At 69.5% G+C, this 14515-nt stretch carries 13 protein-coding genes; 11 read left to right on the forward strand and 2 right to left on the reverse strand.

Annotated elements, in window-relative coordinates; all coding sequences use genetic code 11:
* Nucleotides 1–210 precede the first annotated feature (210 nt).
* The 6 genes from ftsZ to OHA58_RS26740 all read left to right on the forward strand — a co-directional run bounded on the left by ftsZ (nucleotide 211) and on the right by OHA58_RS26740 (nucleotide 5270).
* Nucleotides 211–1422, forward strand: coding sequence for a cell division protein FtsZ (gene ftsZ, locus OHA58_RS26715; RefSeq protein WP_405481884.1), 1212 nt, complete (start codon nucleotides 211–213; stop codon nucleotides 1420–1422).
* 35 nt (nucleotides 1423–1457) lie between these two features.
* Nucleotides 1458–2189 (forward strand): peptidoglycan editing factor PgeF, encoded by a 732-nt coding sequence (gene pgeF, locus OHA58_RS26720; protein WP_405481886.1) that lies wholly within the window; start codon nucleotides 1458–1460, stop codon nucleotides 2187–2189.
* A 6-nt stretch (nucleotides 2190–2195) separates the two neighbouring features.
* Nucleotides 2196–2915, forward strand: a complete 720-nt coding sequence (locus OHA58_RS26725; protein WP_116502585.1) for a YggS family pyridoxal phosphate-dependent enzyme — start codon at nucleotides 2196–2198, stop codon at nucleotides 2913–2915.
* A gap of 127 nt (nucleotides 2916–3042) precedes the next feature.
* Nucleotides 3043–3681, forward strand: a complete 639-nt coding sequence (locus OHA58_RS26730) for a cell division protein SepF (RefSeq protein WP_227294226.1) — start codon at nucleotides 3043–3045, stop codon at nucleotides 3679–3681.
* A 67-nt stretch (nucleotides 3682–3748) separates the two neighbouring features.
* Nucleotides 3749–4033: a YggT family protein gene (locus OHA58_RS26735; protein ID WP_127832996.1), complete on the forward strand. Its 285-nt coding sequence runs from the start codon at nucleotides 3749–3751 to the stop codon at nucleotides 4031–4033.
* Between the two features lie 46 nt (nucleotides 4034–4079).
* Nucleotides 4080–5270, forward strand: coding sequence for a DivIVA domain-containing protein (locus tag OHA58_RS26740; protein ID WP_405481889.1), 1191 nt, complete (start codon nucleotides 4080–4082; stop codon nucleotides 5268–5270).
* A gap of 268 nt (nucleotides 5271–5538) precedes the next feature.
* Here OHA58_RS26740 and ileS read toward each other — a convergent pair whose 3' ends face one another.
* Complete coding sequence (gene ileS / locus OHA58_RS26745; RefSeq protein WP_405481891.1) at nucleotides 5539–8667, reverse strand: isoleucine--tRNA ligase; 3129 nt, start codon at nucleotides 8665–8667, stop codon at nucleotides 5539–5541.
* Nucleotides 8668–9050: 383 nt separating this feature from the next.
* Entirely contained in the window at nucleotides 9051–9242 is a 192-nt protein-coding gene (locus OHA58_RS26750; protein WP_266565245.1) for a DUF1059 domain-containing protein, read from the reverse strand.
* A 317-nt stretch (nucleotides 9243–9559) separates the two neighbouring features.
* Between OHA58_RS26750 and OHA58_RS26755 the strand changes: the two genes are divergently transcribed.
* The 5 genes from OHA58_RS26755 (at nucleotide 9560) to OHA58_RS26775 (ending at nucleotide 14465) form a co-directional block, all read left to right on the forward strand.
* Nucleotides 9560–10570, forward strand: coding sequence for a TraR/DksA family transcriptional regulator (locus tag OHA58_RS26755; RefSeq protein ID WP_405481893.1), 1011 nt, complete (start codon nucleotides 9560–9562; stop codon nucleotides 10568–10570).
* A 102-nt stretch (nucleotides 10571–10672) separates the two neighbouring features.
* The gene (lspA, locus tag OHA58_RS26760) at nucleotides 10673–11254 is read left to right on the forward strand and encodes a signal peptidase II (RefSeq protein ID WP_405481894.1); all 582 of its coding nucleotides are present in this window, start codon (nucleotides 10673–10675) and stop codon (nucleotides 11252–11254) included.
* Between the two features lie 62 nt (nucleotides 11255–11316).
* Nucleotides 11317–12258 (forward strand): RluA family pseudouridine synthase, encoded by a 942-nt coding sequence (locus OHA58_RS26765; RefSeq protein WP_405481895.1) that lies wholly within the window; start codon nucleotides 11317–11319, stop codon nucleotides 12256–12258.
* The gene (locus tag OHA58_RS26770) at nucleotides 12255–12761 is read left to right on the forward strand and encodes a GNAT family N-acetyltransferase (protein ID WP_405481897.1); all 507 of its coding nucleotides are present in this window, start codon (nucleotides 12255–12257) and stop codon (nucleotides 12759–12761) included. Before OHA58_RS26765 ends, OHA58_RS26770 begins: the two co-directional genes overlap by 4 nt.
* A 117-nt stretch (nucleotides 12762–12878) precedes the next feature.
* Nucleotides 12879–14465 carry a Na+/H+ antiporter gene (locus OHA58_RS26775; protein WP_405481898.1) on the forward strand — a complete coding sequence of 529 codons (1587 nt, stop codon included), beginning with the start codon at nucleotides 12879–12881 and terminating at the stop codon, nucleotides 14463–14465.
* Nucleotides 14466–14515 lie beyond the last annotated feature (50 nt).

A 14515-nucleotide genomic window follows, 5' to 3' on the forward strand; every position in this document is an offset into this window, starting at 1 on the left:
GGTTCGGCGTGTTCGTTGAACGTGCGCCACTTGTCGACTTAGTGTCCTGTTCGGAAGAGTCCAGGGAACAGACACACTGGTAACCCTAAACTTCAGCGTTAGGGTTCGGGTCGGCAGACAAGTAGTCCGGGCCGCCCCAATTCGGCATCAGTCGTCGCAACGTACCAATGCGAGGCGGCGACACGTAACTCGAGGCGAGAGGCCTTCGACGTGGCAGCACCGCAGAACTACCTCGCAGTCATCAAAGTCATCGGTGTCGGCGGCGGTGGTGTCAATGCCATCAACCGGATGATCGAGGTCGGTCTCAAGGGCGTCGAGTTCATCGCCATCAACACCGACGCGCAAGCCCTGTTGATGAGCGACGCGGACGTCAAGCTCGACGTCGGCCGTGAACTCACCCGCGGACTCGGCGCCGGAGCCAATCCGGCCGTCGGACGCAAGGCGGCCGAGGATCACCGCGAGGAGATCGAGGAGGTCCTCAAGGGGGCCGACATGGTCTTCGTCACCGCCGGCGAAGGCGGTGGCACCGGCACCGGCGGCGCACCTGTCGTCGCCAACATCGCACGCTCGCTGGGCGCCCTGACGATCGGTGTGGTCACCCGGCCGTTCACCTTCGAGGGCCGGCGCCGCGCGAACCAGGCGGAGGACGGCATCGCCGAGCTCCGCGAAGAGGTCGACACCCTCATCGTCATCCCCAACGACCGTCTCCTGTCCATCTCGGACCGGCAGGTCTCCGTCCTCGACGCCTTCAAGTCGGCCGACCAGGTCCTCCTGTCCGGTGTCCAGGGCATCACCGACCTGATCACCACGCCCGGCCTGATCAACCTCGACTTCGCCGACGTCAAGTCGGTCATGTCCGAGGCCGGTTCGGCGCTCATGGGCATCGGCTCCGCCCGCGGCGACGACCGCGCGGTGGCCGCCGCGGAGATGGCGATCTCCTCGCCGCTCCTCGAGGCCTCCATCGACGGCGCACGCGGCGTGCTGCTCTCCATCTCCGGCGGCTCCGACCTCGGTCTCTTCGAGATCAACGAGGCGGCGCAGCTGGTCAGTGAGGCCGCGCACCCCGAGGCCAACATCATCTTCGGTGCCGTCATCGACGACGCCCTGGGTGACGAGGTGCGGGTCACCGTCATCGCGGCCGGCTTCGACGGCGGACAGCCGCCGTCCAAGCGGGACAACGTGATCGGCGGCGCGTCCGCCAAGCGCGAGGAGCCGGCGCCGCGAGCCACCGAGGCCCGTCCGTCCTTCGGCAGCCTCGGCAGCGTCACCCCGCGCGACGAACCGAAGGTTCCGGAGCCCGTCGAGGCCACCCCTGCGAGCGAGATGCAGTCCGCCCCGGTCGCCCCGCCGCAGGTTCCGCCGGCCCGTCCCTACCAGGACAGCCAGGCCGAAGAGCTGGACGTGCCGGACTTCCTGAAGTGACCGGCACAAGTGACCTGCAGAAGTGAACTCCTGAAGTGATAGGACAGCGCGACCACGCGAGCGGCGCCCACTTCGCCTTCACCGACCGGTGGGGCGGGGTGAGCGCCGCTCCGTACGAGGAGCTCAACCTCGGCGGCGCGGTCGGCGACGACCCGGCCGCCGTCCACGCCAACCGCAGCAGCGCCGCGCAGTCGCTCGGCCTCGACCCGGCGCACGTGGTCTGGATGAACCAGGTGCACGGACCGGATGTCGCGGTGGTCGACGGACCCTGGGGTCCGGCGGCCGACATCCCGTCCGTCGACGCGATCGTCACCGCACGGCGCGGACTCGCTCTCGCGGTGCTCACCGCGGACTGCACCCCGGTACTGCTCGCCGACCCCGTCGCGGGAATCGCCGCCGCCGCCCACGCCGGACGCCCCGGCATGGTCGCCGGAGTCGTTCCCGCGGCGGTCGAGGCGATGGTGGAGCTCGGCGCCGAACCCGCCCGCATCGTGGCCCGCACCGGCCCTGCCGTCTGCGGGAAGTGCTACGAAGTCCCGGACGGGATGCGTGCCGAGGTGGCCGCCGCGGAACCCGCGGCGTACGCCGAAACCAGCTGGGGCACCCCTGCCGTCGATGTGACCGCCGGAGTGCATGCCCAGCTGGAGCGGCTCGGGGTGCGTGACCGGCAGCAGTCGCCGGTGTGCACCCTGGAGTCGCACGACCACTTCTCGTACCGCCGCGACCGCACCACTGGTCGGCTCGCCGGCTATGTCTGGCTGGACTGATGGGACATGACGGACCGTAAGGCTCAACTCGCAGCAAATCTGGCACAGGTGGAGGAACGCATCGCTTCGGCGTGCGCCGCCGCAGGCCGTAAGCGCGAGGAAGTGACCCTGATCGTGGTCACCAAGACGTACCCCGCGAGCGATGTGCGGATCTTGTCGGAACTCGGTGTGCGCGATGTCGCCGAGAACCGCGACCAGGACGCGGCGCCCAAGGCTGCGGAATGTGCGGATCTGCCGCTCCGGTGGCACTTTGTCGGACAGCTGCAGACCAACAAGGTTCGCTCCGTGGTCGGTTATGCCGACGTCGTGCAGTCCGTCGACCGGTCGAAGCTCGTCACGTCACTGTCGACGGCGGCCGTGCGCGCGGAGCGTGAACTCGGCTGCCTGATCCAGGTCGCACTCGACGCCGGGGAGAACGGGCGGGGCGAGCGCGGCGGCGTAGGGCCGGGCGGAATCGAGGAGTTGGCCGCAATTGTGGCGGACTCTCCCGGTCTGCGCCTCGACGGTCTGATGACGGTCGCACCGCTCACCGGTCCGTACGCGGACCGCCAACAGGCAGCGTTCGAGCGGCTGATGGATTTGTCGACTGACCTGCGCCGGGCTCATCCGGCTGCGAACATGGTGTCAGCAGGGATGAGTGCGGACCTCGAACAGGCCGTGGCGGCCGGAGCGACACATGTGCGCGTCGGTACGGCGGTACTCGGAGTCCGACCCAGGCTCGGGTAACGTCGCCAAGAAGTCGGACCACAGCAGAAAATATGGTCATTCTCGCTGATGGGCGGGGAGATCGCGTGGATCGCAGGCACTTTGGTTGACGTCAGCCGATCCACCACAGAGCGGAGGACTCAGAGCAATGGCCGGCGCGATGCGCAAGATGGCGGTCTACCTCGGCCTCGTGGAGGACGATGGGTACGACGGCCGGGGGTTCGACCCCGACGACGACTTCGAGCCTGAGCTGGACCCCGAACCCGAGCGGGACCGCAGGCGCCACGAACCGTCGCATCAGTCGCACAACACTCATCAGCCACACCAGTCCCAACGGGACGAATCGGTACGAGTGGTGCAGCCTCCCGCCCAGCGCGAACCGGTTCCGCTGCCCGCGGAATCCGGACGTCCGGCGCGAATCGCCCCCGTGGCATCCATCACACCTGAACGCCAGAGCCTGGAGAAGAACGCACCGGTGATCATGCCCAAGGTTGTGTCCGAGCGGGAGCCCTACCGCATCACGACGCTGCACCCCCGGACGTACAACGAGGCCCGTACCATCGGGGAACACTTCCGTGAGGGCACTCCGGTGATCATGAATCTGACGGAGATGGACGACACCGACGCGAAGCGACTTGTCGACTTTGCCGCCGGTCTCGTCTTCGGTCTGCACGGCAGTATTGAGCGGGTGACGCAGAAGGTGTTCCTGTTGTCGCCTGCTAACGTCGATGTCACGGCAGAGGACAAGGCCCGCATCGCAGAGGGCGGGTTCTTCAACCAGAGCTGAGACGCGGCACCGGTGAAGTGCCGGTGCAGTACTGGTCACGAGACACAGGGGAGAGGGAACCGCGGACATGCGCGTGTTTTTGGATGTTGTCTACATCGCGCTGATGTGCTTCCTCATCGTGCTGATCTTCCGGCTGGTCATGGACTACGTCTTCCAGTTCGCCCGCTCGTGGCAACCCGGCAAGGCGATGGTGGTCGTACTTGAGGCCACCTACACTGTCACTGATCCACCGCTCAAGCTTCTGCGGCGGTTCATTCCGCCGCTGCGTCTCGGGGGCGTGGCGCTCGACCTGTCCTTCTTCGTACTGATGATCATCGTCTACATCCTGATCTCCGTCGTGAGCCGGCTGTGAACGATACGGTCTTGCCGAATGCCGACGACTACGTTGAGGTGAAGAGATGCCGTTGACCCCCGAGGACGTGCGGAACAAGCAGTTCACGACCGTCCGCCTCCGAGAAGGCTATGACGAGGACGAGGTCGATGCCTTCCTCGACGAGGTCGAAGGCGAACTGACTCGCCTTCTCCGAGAGAACGAGGACCTGCGCGCGAAGCTCGCCGCAGCCACCCGCGCCGCTGCGCAGAACCAGCAGCAGGGCGGTATGCGCAAGCCTCCGGAACCGCAGGACCAGCGCGGTCCCGGTGCGCCGGTGCCCGCCGCAATATCGGGCCCGCAGCCGGTGCAGCCGCAGCAGCAGATGGGTGGCCCCATGGGCGGCCCGCCCCAGCTGCCCAGCGGTGCGCCGCAGCTGCCCGCAGGCCCCGGTGGACATGGTCCGCAGGGTCCCGGTCCGCAGGGTCCCGGCCCGATGGGCCAGGGTCCGATGGGCCAGGGTCCGATGGGCCAGGGTCACCCCGGCCAGAACCAGCTCGGTCAGGGCCAGATGGGCCAGGGCCAGATGCAGCAGCAGATGGGCGGCCCGATGGGCGGTCCCATGGGTGGCCCCATGGGCGGTCACGGTCCGCAGATGCCGCAGCCCGGTCAGGGCCCCGGTGGCGACAGCGCCGCCCGTGTCCTCTCCCTTGCGCAGCAGACCGCCGACCAGGCGATCGCGGAGGCCCGTTCCGAGGCCAACAAGATCGTCGGCGAGGCCCGCAGCCGCGCCGAGGGTCTCGAGCGTGACGCCCGTGCCAAGGCCGACGCCCTGGAGCGGGACGCGCAGGAGAAGCACCGCGTCGCGATGGGCTCCCTCGAGTCCGCCCGCGCCACGCTGGAGCGCAAGGTCGAGGACCTGCGTGGCTTCGAGCGCGAGTACCGCACGCGTCTGAAGTCCTACCTCGAGTCGCAGCTGCGTCAGCTGGAGACCCAGGCCGACGACTCGCTGGCTCCCCCGCGGACGCCGGCGACCGCGTCGCTGCCGCCGTCGCCCGCGCCTTCCATGGCGTCGGCCGGTGCGGGTGCCCCGTCCTACGGTGGCAACCAGACCATGGGCGGCAACCAGCAGGCGGCCGGTCCGTCCTACGGCGGCCAGCAGCAGATGTCGCCGGCGATGACCCAGCCGATGGCGCCGGTGCGGCCGCAGGGTCCCGCGCCGATGCAGCAGGCTCCGTCGCCGATGCGCGGTTTCCTCATCGACGAGGACGACAACTGACGGGCGTGACCACGCCTTAGGCGTCGGCAGCGTTCAAGGGCCGGGCCCCCGGATTTCCGGGGGCCCGGCCCTTTGCCGTGGTCAGGGTGCAGAAGTTGCCGATGACCAGAGGCAGATACCGCCGTGGGTCAGGTGCGGACACCGCTGTGAGCCACGCGCGGATGCTGCCTCGGGCGCGGTGCAGAAACGTTCATCTGTGCGTGAGTACGAAACGCCGAAGGCCCGGTCCCGCCAAGATCTTTGGCGGGACCGGGCCTTCGGTCGTGGGTTACGCCTTGCGGAGGCGGAACGCGAACGCGAGAGGCTCGTCCGTGAACGTCTCGCCGTAGGTGTCGTCGGCCTCGCCCTGGGCGAAGTCCGTGGCGAGGACCTCGTCCGCGATCAGCGTGGCGTGCTCGGACAGGGCCGTGACGACCGCGGGCTCCGTGGACGTCCACCGCAGGGCGATCCGGTCCGCGACGTCCAGGCCGCTGTTCTTACGGGCCTCCTGGATCAGGCGGATCGCGTCACGGGCCAGGCCCGCCTGACGCAGCTCCTCCGTGATCTCCAGGTCGAGCGCGACCGTCGCGCCGGAGTCCGAGGCGACGGACCAGCCCTCGCGCGGGGTCTCCGTGATGATGACCTCGTCGGGCGCCAGCGTGATCGTCTCGCCGTCCACCTCGACCGACGCCGTGCCTTCGCGCAGGCCGAGCGAGAGCGCGGCGGCGTCCGCCTCGGCGACCGCCTTCGCGACCGCCTGGACGCCCTTGCCGAACCGCTTGCCCAGGGCGCGGAAGTTCGCCTTGGCGGTCGTGTCGACCAGGGAGCCGCCGACCTCGGAGAGCGACGCCAGCGAGGAGACGTTGAGCTCCTCGGTGATCTGCGCGTGCAGCTCCGGGTTGAGCGTCTCGAAGCCCGCGGCCGCGACCAGCGCGCGGGACAGCGGCTGACGCGTCTTGACGCCCGACTCCGCGCGCGTGGCCCGGCCCAGCTCGACGAGGCGCCGGACGAGGACCATCTGCCGCGACAGGTCCGGGTCGACGGCGGAGAGGTCCGCCTCCGGCCAGGTGGACAGGTGGACCGACTCGGGGGCGCCCGGCGTGACGGGAACCACCAGGTCCTGCCAGACCCGCTCCGTGATGAACGGGGTCAGCGGCGCCATCAGACGCGTGACCGTCTCGATGACCTCGTGCAGGGTGCGCAGGGCCCCCTTGTCGCCCTGCCAGAAGCGGCGGCGCGAGCGGCGCACGTACCAGTTCGACAGGTCGTCGACGAACGAGGAGAGCAGCTTGCCGGCGCGCTGGGTGTCGTACGCCTCCAGGGACTGCGTCACCTGGTCGGTGAGCGCGTGCAGTTCGGAGAGCAGCCAGCGGTCGAGCAGGGTGCGGTCGGCGGGGGCCGGGTCGGCCTCGCTGGGCGACCAGTCCGACGTACGGGCGTACAGGGCCTGGAAGGCGACCGTGTTCCAGTACGTCAGGAGGGTCTTGCGGACCACTTCCTGGATCGTGCCGTGGCCGACGCGGCGCGCGGACCACGGGGAGCCGCCGGCGGCCATGAACCAGCGCACCGCGTCCGCGCCGTGCTGGTCCATCAGCGGGATCGGCTGGAGGGTGTTCCCCAGGTGCTTGGACATCTTGCGGCCGTCCTCGGCGAGGATGTGGCCGAGGCACACGACGTTCTCGTAGGACGACTTGTCGAAGACGAGCGTGCCGACCGCCATGAGGGTGTAGAACCACCCGCGGGTCTGGTCGATGGCCTCCGAGATGAACTGCGCCGGGTACCGGCTCTCGAAGAGCTCCTTGTTCTTGTACGGGTAGCCCCACTGCGCGAACGGCATCGAACCCGAGTCGTACCAGGCGTCGATGACCTCGGGCACGCGCGTGGCCGTCTTCTCGCACTGGGGGCACGCGAAGGTGACCTCGTCGATGAACGGGCGGTGCGGGTCGAGGTTCGCCAGGTCGGTGCCGGTCAGCTCGCTGAGCTCGGCCAGCGAGCCGACGCAGGTGAGGTGGTCGTCCTCACAGCGCCACAGCGGGAGCGGGGTGCCCCAGTAGCGGCTGCGGGAGAGTGCCCAGTCGATGTTGTTGTTCAGCCAGTCGCCGAAGCGGCCGTGCTTCACGCTCGAAGGGAACCAGTTGGTCTTCTCGTTCTCCTGGAGAAGGCGGTCCTTGATCTCCGTGGTGCGGATGTACCAGGACGGCTGCGCGTAGTAGAGCAGCGCCGTGTGGCAGCGCCAGCAGTGCGGGTAACTGTGCTCGTACGGGACGTGCAGGAAGAGCAGGCCGCGGTCCTTGAGGTCCTCGGTGAGCTTTTCGTCCGCCTTCTTGAAGAAGACACCGCCCACGAGCGGGACGTCCTCCTCGAAGGTGCCGTCGGGACGGACCGGGTTCACCACCGGCAGGCCGTACGCCTTGCAGACCTTGAGGTCGTCCTCACCGAACGCGGGGGACTGGTGGACGAGACCGGTGCCGTCCTCGGTCGTGACGTAGTCGGCGTTGACCATGTAGTGGGCCTCGGCCGGGAACTCCACGAGCTCGAACGGACGTTGGTACTTCCAGCGCTCCATCTCGGCGCCGGTGAAGGACTCGCCGGTCTTCTCCCAGCCCTCGCCGAGCGCCTTCTCGACGAGGGGCTCGGCGACGACGACCTTCTCGTTGCCGTCCGTCGCGACGACGTAACGGACGTCGGGGTGCGCGGCGACCGCCGTGTTCGAGACGAGCGTCCAGGGGGTCGTCGTCCAGACGAGGAGCGAGGCCTCGCCGGCCAGCGGACCGGAGGTGAGCGGGAAACGGACGTAGACGGAGGGGTCGACGACCGTCTCGTATCCCTGCGCCAGCTCGTGGTCCGAGAGCCCGGTGCCGCAGCGGGGACACCAGGGGGCGACGCGGTGGTCCTGGGTCAGCAGGCCCTTGTTGAAGATCTCCTTGAGCGACCACCAGACGGACTCGATGTACTCGGGGTCCATCGTGCGGTATGCGTCGTCGAGGTCGACCCAGTAACCCATGCGGGTCGTCAGGTCGGTGAAGGCGTCGGTGTGCCGGGTCACGGACTCGCGGCACATGGCGTTGAACTCGGCGATGCCGAACGCCTCGATGTCCTTCTTGCCGCTGAAGCCGAGCTCCGTCTCGACCGCCAGCTCCACGGGCAGGCCGTGGCAGTCCCAGCCGGCCTTGCGGGCCACGTGATAGCCGCGCATGGTGCGAAAGCGCGGGAAGACGTCCTTGAAGACGCGGGCCTCGATGTGGTGGGCGCCCGGCATGCCGTTGGCCGTGGGCGGGCCCTCGTAGAACACCCACTCGGGGCGTCCCTCGGACTGCTCCAAGCTCTTGGCAAAGATCTTCTGCTCGCGCCAGAAGTCGAGCACGGCGTGCTCGAGGGCGGGCAGGTCGACCTGGGCGGGCACCTGGCGGTACGTCATCGATCTTCCTCCGGCGGACACTGTTTCTTCCGTCTCCGTCGGAGGGACGAGAGCTTCGTCTGTGACATACGCCGTGTGCGGCGCGCTCCCGCGGTACCACCCTCCTTGGCCCTCCGGGGCGCTGACTGCTCCGGTGAGCCCCCTCATTGGGGTCGCGATGCCAGTTCTACTCGCCCCGCGAGCGGGGCTTTCTTCCGGCGGCTCCGGGGTGATCTTCGCGTCGCGCTCGCCCCCGGGCTTCCACCGTCCCCGGGTCGCTCATGGCTGCGTACGCCGCTACTCGGCCCCATCCACGCTTCTCGCTCCGCCCAGTGTACGGGGCCCGGGCGCACGCGGCCGACCGGTTTTGGGGCGGGCGGCGAGGCGACCCGGGGCGGCAGGTGTCAGACGTGCTGAGGGGTCTCGTCCTTGAGTCCGCTGCGGATCATGTTCCGCAGCTCGGGGGTGTCGGTGTGACCGTGGACGGACACGGCGTGCTCGGCCGCGGCGCGGACCACCTCGTCCTCCTCGCCCGTGATGGCGAGCGTGCAGTTCGTCTCGCTCGGCATGTCGCGACAGTCCACTACTTTGCGCATGATGATGCACCTTCTCCGCTTCTGCCCCAGTTTATTCCTCCGGACCCCTGCGGGGCGGGCTCGTCAGCGGCTTTCGCCGGGCTGGTCACGGCCGCGTGGGCTGACCCGAATGGCGACATGGGGCGCGGCGGATCCTCGGGCCGGGGCCTCGGCGGATTACCCGGCGGGGAGCTGGGCACAACGCTTGCAAGTCTGCCGCGCGGGACGTGCGGGGCGGGCGCATCGGGCGGTGTGCCCCGTTGCCGCGGGTCAGAAGTCGATTTATCGTCCCAGCACGATTCGCGAGCAAGATCACAAAATGTGAAGGGGCCGCGGCCATGGTGGCGAAAAAGAGTCTGGCGGGGGTGTGTGAGGCATCCGCCGGCGTGAGGGCCGCGACCGAGGAGGCGGTGCCCGTGACGGTGGCGGCCAAGGCGGCTCCGGCCGCGAAGAAGCCGGCCGCCGGAAGGAAGAGCACCGCGACGGAGACGGCCGCCAAGAAGAGCACGGCGGCCACGAAGACCACTACGAAGAGCGCGGGTACGAAGAACGCGGCCGCCAAGAAGACGGCGAAGGCCGCGAAGCCGGCCGCCGAGCCCGTAACCAAGGCCACCAAGGCCACCAAGGCCACCAAGACGGCCAAGACGGCCAAGTCGACGAAGGCGGCGAAGGCCGCCACGAGTACGACGTCCACGCAGGCTTCCGCGGAAGCGGAGAGTGCCGGCGCCGAGAAGGGCGCGGCCGGGAGAACGGGCGCCAGGAAGAGCGCGGTCAAGAAGGCCACCGGCCACAAGACCGCGGAGAAGAAGGCGGTCGCGTCCGCGGCCGATGGCGCGGCGTCGGCCGCGGAGACGACGGGAGCCACGACTGTGGTTGCGAAGAAGACCCCTGGCACGGCCACGGCGAAGAAGTCCCGCGCGGTGCCGAATGCGCGGGTCGCGGCCGTGGAGCCGGGCGAGCTCGCGGTACGGCCGGGCGAGGACCCCTGGACCCCGGCCGAGGTCGCGGAGGCGCGGGCGGAGCTCCAGAGCGAGGCGCTGCGCCTGAACAGCGAGATCGAGTCGTCGGAGAAGGCACTCGTCGGGCTCATGAGGGACTCCGGGGACGGCGCCGGCGACGACGAGGCGGACACCGGCACGAAGAACATCACGCGGGAGCACGAGCTGTCGCTGGCCGCGAACGCCAGGGAGATGCTCCAGCAGACCGAGCGCGCCCTGGAGCGGCTCGACGCGGGGACGTACGGGATCTGTGAGAACTGCGGGAACCCCATCGGCAAGGCTCGGATGCAGGCCTTCCCGCGGGCGACCCTGTGCGTCGAGTGCAAGCAGAAGCAGGAGCGCCGTTACTGACCCCGCTGCGCGCGGCGTCATGGAGTCGCTCCTGGGCTGCTGAGGGCGTACGTGTGTGCCGTACTCTCGTCCTCAGTCAGGTACCTAGGTTGAGGGACTCACGTGGCAGAGGCGGAGCGCGTCATCGGTACTCCGGACACCCCGGATGCGGGGGCAGACGGGCCGGACAACGGCGGGGAGGCCCAGGAGCGGCCCAAGGGCAAGCGGAAGATCGCCGTGCTGTTCGCGGTGGCCGCCCTCGCGTACGCCCTCGACCTGGTCAGCAAGATGATCGTGGTCGCGAGGCTGGAGCACCACGAGCCGATCGAGCTCCTCGGTGACTGGCTGCGGCTCGAGGCGATCAGGAACGCGGGCGCCGCGTTCGGCATCGGCGAGGCCTTCACGATCATCTTCACCGTGATCGCCGCGGCCGTGATCGTCGTGATCGCCCGGCTCGCCCGCAAGCTCTACAGCCTGCCCTGGGCGATCGCCCTGGGGCTGCTCCTCGGCGGGGCGCTCGGCAATCTCACCGACCGGATCTTCCGCTCGCCCGGCGTCTTCGAAGGGGCCGTGGTCGACTTCATCGCGCCGAAGAGCTTCGCCGTGTTCAACCTCGCCGACTCGGCGATCGTGTGCGGCGGCATCCTGATCGTGCTCCTCTCGTTCCGGGGACTCGACCCGGACGGGACCGTCCACAAGGACTGAGGGACCACGGGCTTTCCCTTTGCGCGGTCCGGAGTGTCGGCGGGCTCCTGCATACTCAATGGGTGAGCACGATTCCCGAGATCCGAACCCTGCCCGTGCCCGACGGCCTGGAGGGCGAGCGCGTAGACGCCGCCATCTCCCGCATGTTCGGCTTCTCCCGCACCAAGGCCGCCGAGCTCGCCGCGGCGGGGAAGGTCGCGGTCGACGGCTCTGTGGTCGGCAAGTCCGAGCGCGTGCACGGCGGGGCCTGGCTCGAGGTGGAGATGCCGCAGGCGCCCGCCCCGGTGCAGATCATCGCCGAGCCCGTCGAGGGCATGGAGATCGTCCATGACGACGACGACATCGTCGTGATCATGAAGCCGGTCGGCGTCGCCGCGCACCCCAGCCCCGGCTGGACCGGGACGACCGTGATCGGCGGCCTCGCCGCAGCCGGGTACCGGATCTCCACGTCCGGCGCCGCCGAGCGCCAGGGCATCGTCCACCGGCTCGACGTCGGCACCTCCGGCCTCATGGTCGTCGCCAAGTCGGAGCGCGCGTACACGACGCTGAAGCGGCAGTTCAAGGAGCGCGTCGTCGACAAGCGCTACCACTCGCTGGTCCAGGGGCACCCGGACCCGATGAGCGGCACGATCGACGCCCCCATCGGGCGCCACCCGAACCACGACTACAAGTGGGCCGTGACCGCCGAGGGCAAGGCGTCCGTCACGCACTACGACCTCATCGAGGCGTTCCGCGCCGCCAGCCTCCTGGACATCAAGCTGGAGACGGGGCGTACGCACCAGATCCGCGTGCACATGTCGGCCCACCGGCACCCCTGCGTCGGCGACCTGACGTACGGCGCCGACCCGACGCTCGCCAAGCGGCTCGGCCTCACCCGCCAGTGGCTGCACGCCGTGCGGCTCGGCTTCGAGCACCCGGCCGACGGCGAGTGGGTTGAGTTCTCCAGCGAGTACCCCGAGGACCTGCAGACGGCCCTGGACCGCGTCCGGGCGGAGAGCTCGTGACCGTGCCGCAGCCCTCTTCCTCATACGTGGTGCGGGTCGCCGACAGTGAGGCCGACCGCAAGGCGTGTTTCGCGGTGCGCCAGGAGGTCTTCGTCATCGAGCAGCGGGTTCCTCAGGAGCTCGAGTACGACGAGCACGACGGCGGGGCCGGCACGGTGCACGTGCTGGCGCTGCGCGCCGACGGTGAGCCGCTCGGCACGGGGCGGCTGCTGACCGGCGCCGCCGCCGTGGCGAAGAACGGCGGGGACGCCGGGGTCGGCGCGCTCGGACGGCTCGCGGTCGCGAAGGCCGCGCGCGGGCTCGGCGTGGGCGCGGCCCTCGTGCGTGCCATCGAGGACGCCGCGGCGGAGCGTGGGCTCGTCGCCGTGGACCTGCACGCGCAGACGCAAGCGCTGGGATTCTACGAGCGCCTCGGCTATGCCGTGTACGGGCCGGAGTTCCCCGACGCGGGGATTCCGCACCGGGCGATGCGGAAGGCGCTGGGGCAGCCGGACGCCCCCTAGGGCCTGGTCTCCACGGCGCCGACTCGCGCCACAAATCACCACAGAGCGATGTGCGTGGCACGCTGGGGACTTGATCGTCCGATGGCTTGACCGCCGTTACTCGCCGGGGTGCGCACCGTGGATCAGTTGGCCCTGCTGTTCGTGCTCTTGCTCGGGGCCGTGCTGAGCGTGCCACTCGGAGACCGGCTCGGGCTGCCCGCGCCCGTCCTGATGACGCTGCTCGGCATCAGTCTGGCCCTCCTCCCGTTCGTGCCGAACGTCGAGGTTCCGCCCGATCTGATCCTCCCGATCCTCCTGCCGCCCCTGCTCTACGCGGCCGTGAAGCGCACGTCATGGCGTCAGTTCGCGGCGAACAAGAGACCGATCTTCCTGCTCGCCGTGGCCCTGGTCTTCGTCACCACGGCGGCCGTCGCGTTCGTCGCCAACGCCATCGTGCCGGGCCTGCCGATCGCCGCGGCCGTCGCGCTCGGCGCCCTCGTAGCGCCGCCCGACCCCGTCGCCGCGACCGCCGTGGCCGGCCAACTCGGCCTGCCCCGCCGCCTGGTGTCGACCCTGGAGGGCGAGGGCCTGTTCAACGACGTGACCGCGATCGTGCTGTACCACGTGGCCATCGCCGCCGTAGTGAGCGGCAGCTTTTCCTGGCCGGAGGCCGTCGTCTCGCTCCTCCTGTCCGCCGTCGTCGCGCTCGTCGTCGGGCTCGTGATCGGCTGGACCGCCAACAAGCTGCTGGACTTCCTCGACGACTCCACGCTCCAGATCGGTCTGACGCTCCTGATGCCGTTCGCCTCGTACGTGCTGGCCGAGGAGCTGCACGGCTCCGGGGTCCTCGCCGTACTCGTCACGGCGCTGTTCCTCGCCGAGTACGCCTTCGACGCGGACGACGTCATGACCCGGCTGACCGGCCGCGCCTTCTGGGACATCGTCGACACTCTCGTCACTGGCGTCGCCTTCGGCCTCATCGGACTCGAACTGCACAACGCGATCAGGACCGCGGCCGGCCGCTGGGGCGAGATGCTCGGCTGGGCCGGCACCGTCGTGGCGGTCGTCATTTTCGTACGCCTGCTGTGGCTGCTTCCGGCTACCTGGCTGACGCGGCGTCTGCATGCGCGGCGGGATCTCGACGAGGACATCCCCATCTCCTGGCGCGAGACCGTGATCATGTGGTGGGCGGGAATGCGCGGGGTCGCCTCCGTCGCCCTGGCCCTCGCCATCCCGTTCACCATGGACGACAACTCACCGTTCCCCGACCGCGACGAGATCGTCTTCATCGCGTTCGGCGTCATCATGGGCACCCTCGTGCTCCAGGGGCTGAGCCTGCCCTGGCTGGTGAAGAAGCTGGGGGTCAAGGCGGACGCCGAGGCCGAGAAGGAGTTCGAGCAGCAGCTCGCGCTCCGCGCGGCCAGGGCCGCCAAGCGGCGGCTGAAGGAGATCGAGGAGGTCGAGGAACTGCCCGACGACCTCTCCGACCAGATGGCGCGCAGGGCCTACGACATCGGACTGCGCATCGACCCCGAACTGGGCAGCGAGGAACGCAAGGAGGCGCACGCCAAGCGCGTCTCAAGAATCAAGCGCGTGCGCCGCATCCAGAACGAGATGCTCTCCGCCGCCCGCCACGAGGTGCTCGCGGCGCGCAGCGAGCCGGGCGCCGACCCCGAGATCGTGGACCGCGTACTGCGCCACCTCGACGTGCGCAGCCTGCGCTGAGGAGCGTGGCCGCTGACGGGCACGGGCGCCCCCGGATGGCACCATGGGCC

This window comes from Streptomyces sp. NBC_00009, assembly GCF_045040855.1.
Classification (GTDB): domain Bacteria; phylum Actinomycetota; class Actinomycetes; order Streptomycetales; family Streptomycetaceae; genus Streptomyces; species Streptomyces aureus.

Excerpts from the sequence above, each read along its gene's own strand:
- OHA58_RS26740 (WP_405481889.1), top strand. The coding sequence starts at position 4,080 with ATGCCGTTGACCCCCGAGGACGTGCGGAACAAGCAGTTCACGACCGTC.
- OHA58_RS26730 (WP_227294226.1), top strand. The coding sequence starts at position 3,043 with ATGGCCGGCGCGATGCGCAAGATGGCGGTCTACCTCGGCCTCGTGGAG.
- OHA58_RS26755 (WP_405481893.1), top strand. The coding sequence starts at position 9,560 with ATGGTGGCGAAAAAGAGTCTGGCGGGGGTGTGTGAGGCATCCGCCGGC.
- ileS (WP_405481891.1), bottom strand. The coding sequence starts at position 8,667 with ATGACGTACCGCCAGGTGCCCGCCCAGGTCGACCTGCCCGCCCTCGAG.
- OHA58_RS26750 (WP_266565245.1), bottom strand. The coding sequence starts at position 9,242 with ATGCGCAAAGTAGTGGACTGTCGCGACATGCCGAGCGAGACGAACTGC.
- OHA58_RS26735 (WP_127832996.1), top strand. The coding sequence starts at position 3,749 with ATGCGCGTGTTTTTGGATGTTGTCTACATCGCGCTGATGTGCTTCCTC.
- OHA58_RS26725 (WP_116502585.1), top strand. The coding sequence starts at position 2,196 with ATGACGGACCGTAAGGCTCAACTCGCAGCAAATCTGGCACAGGTGGAG.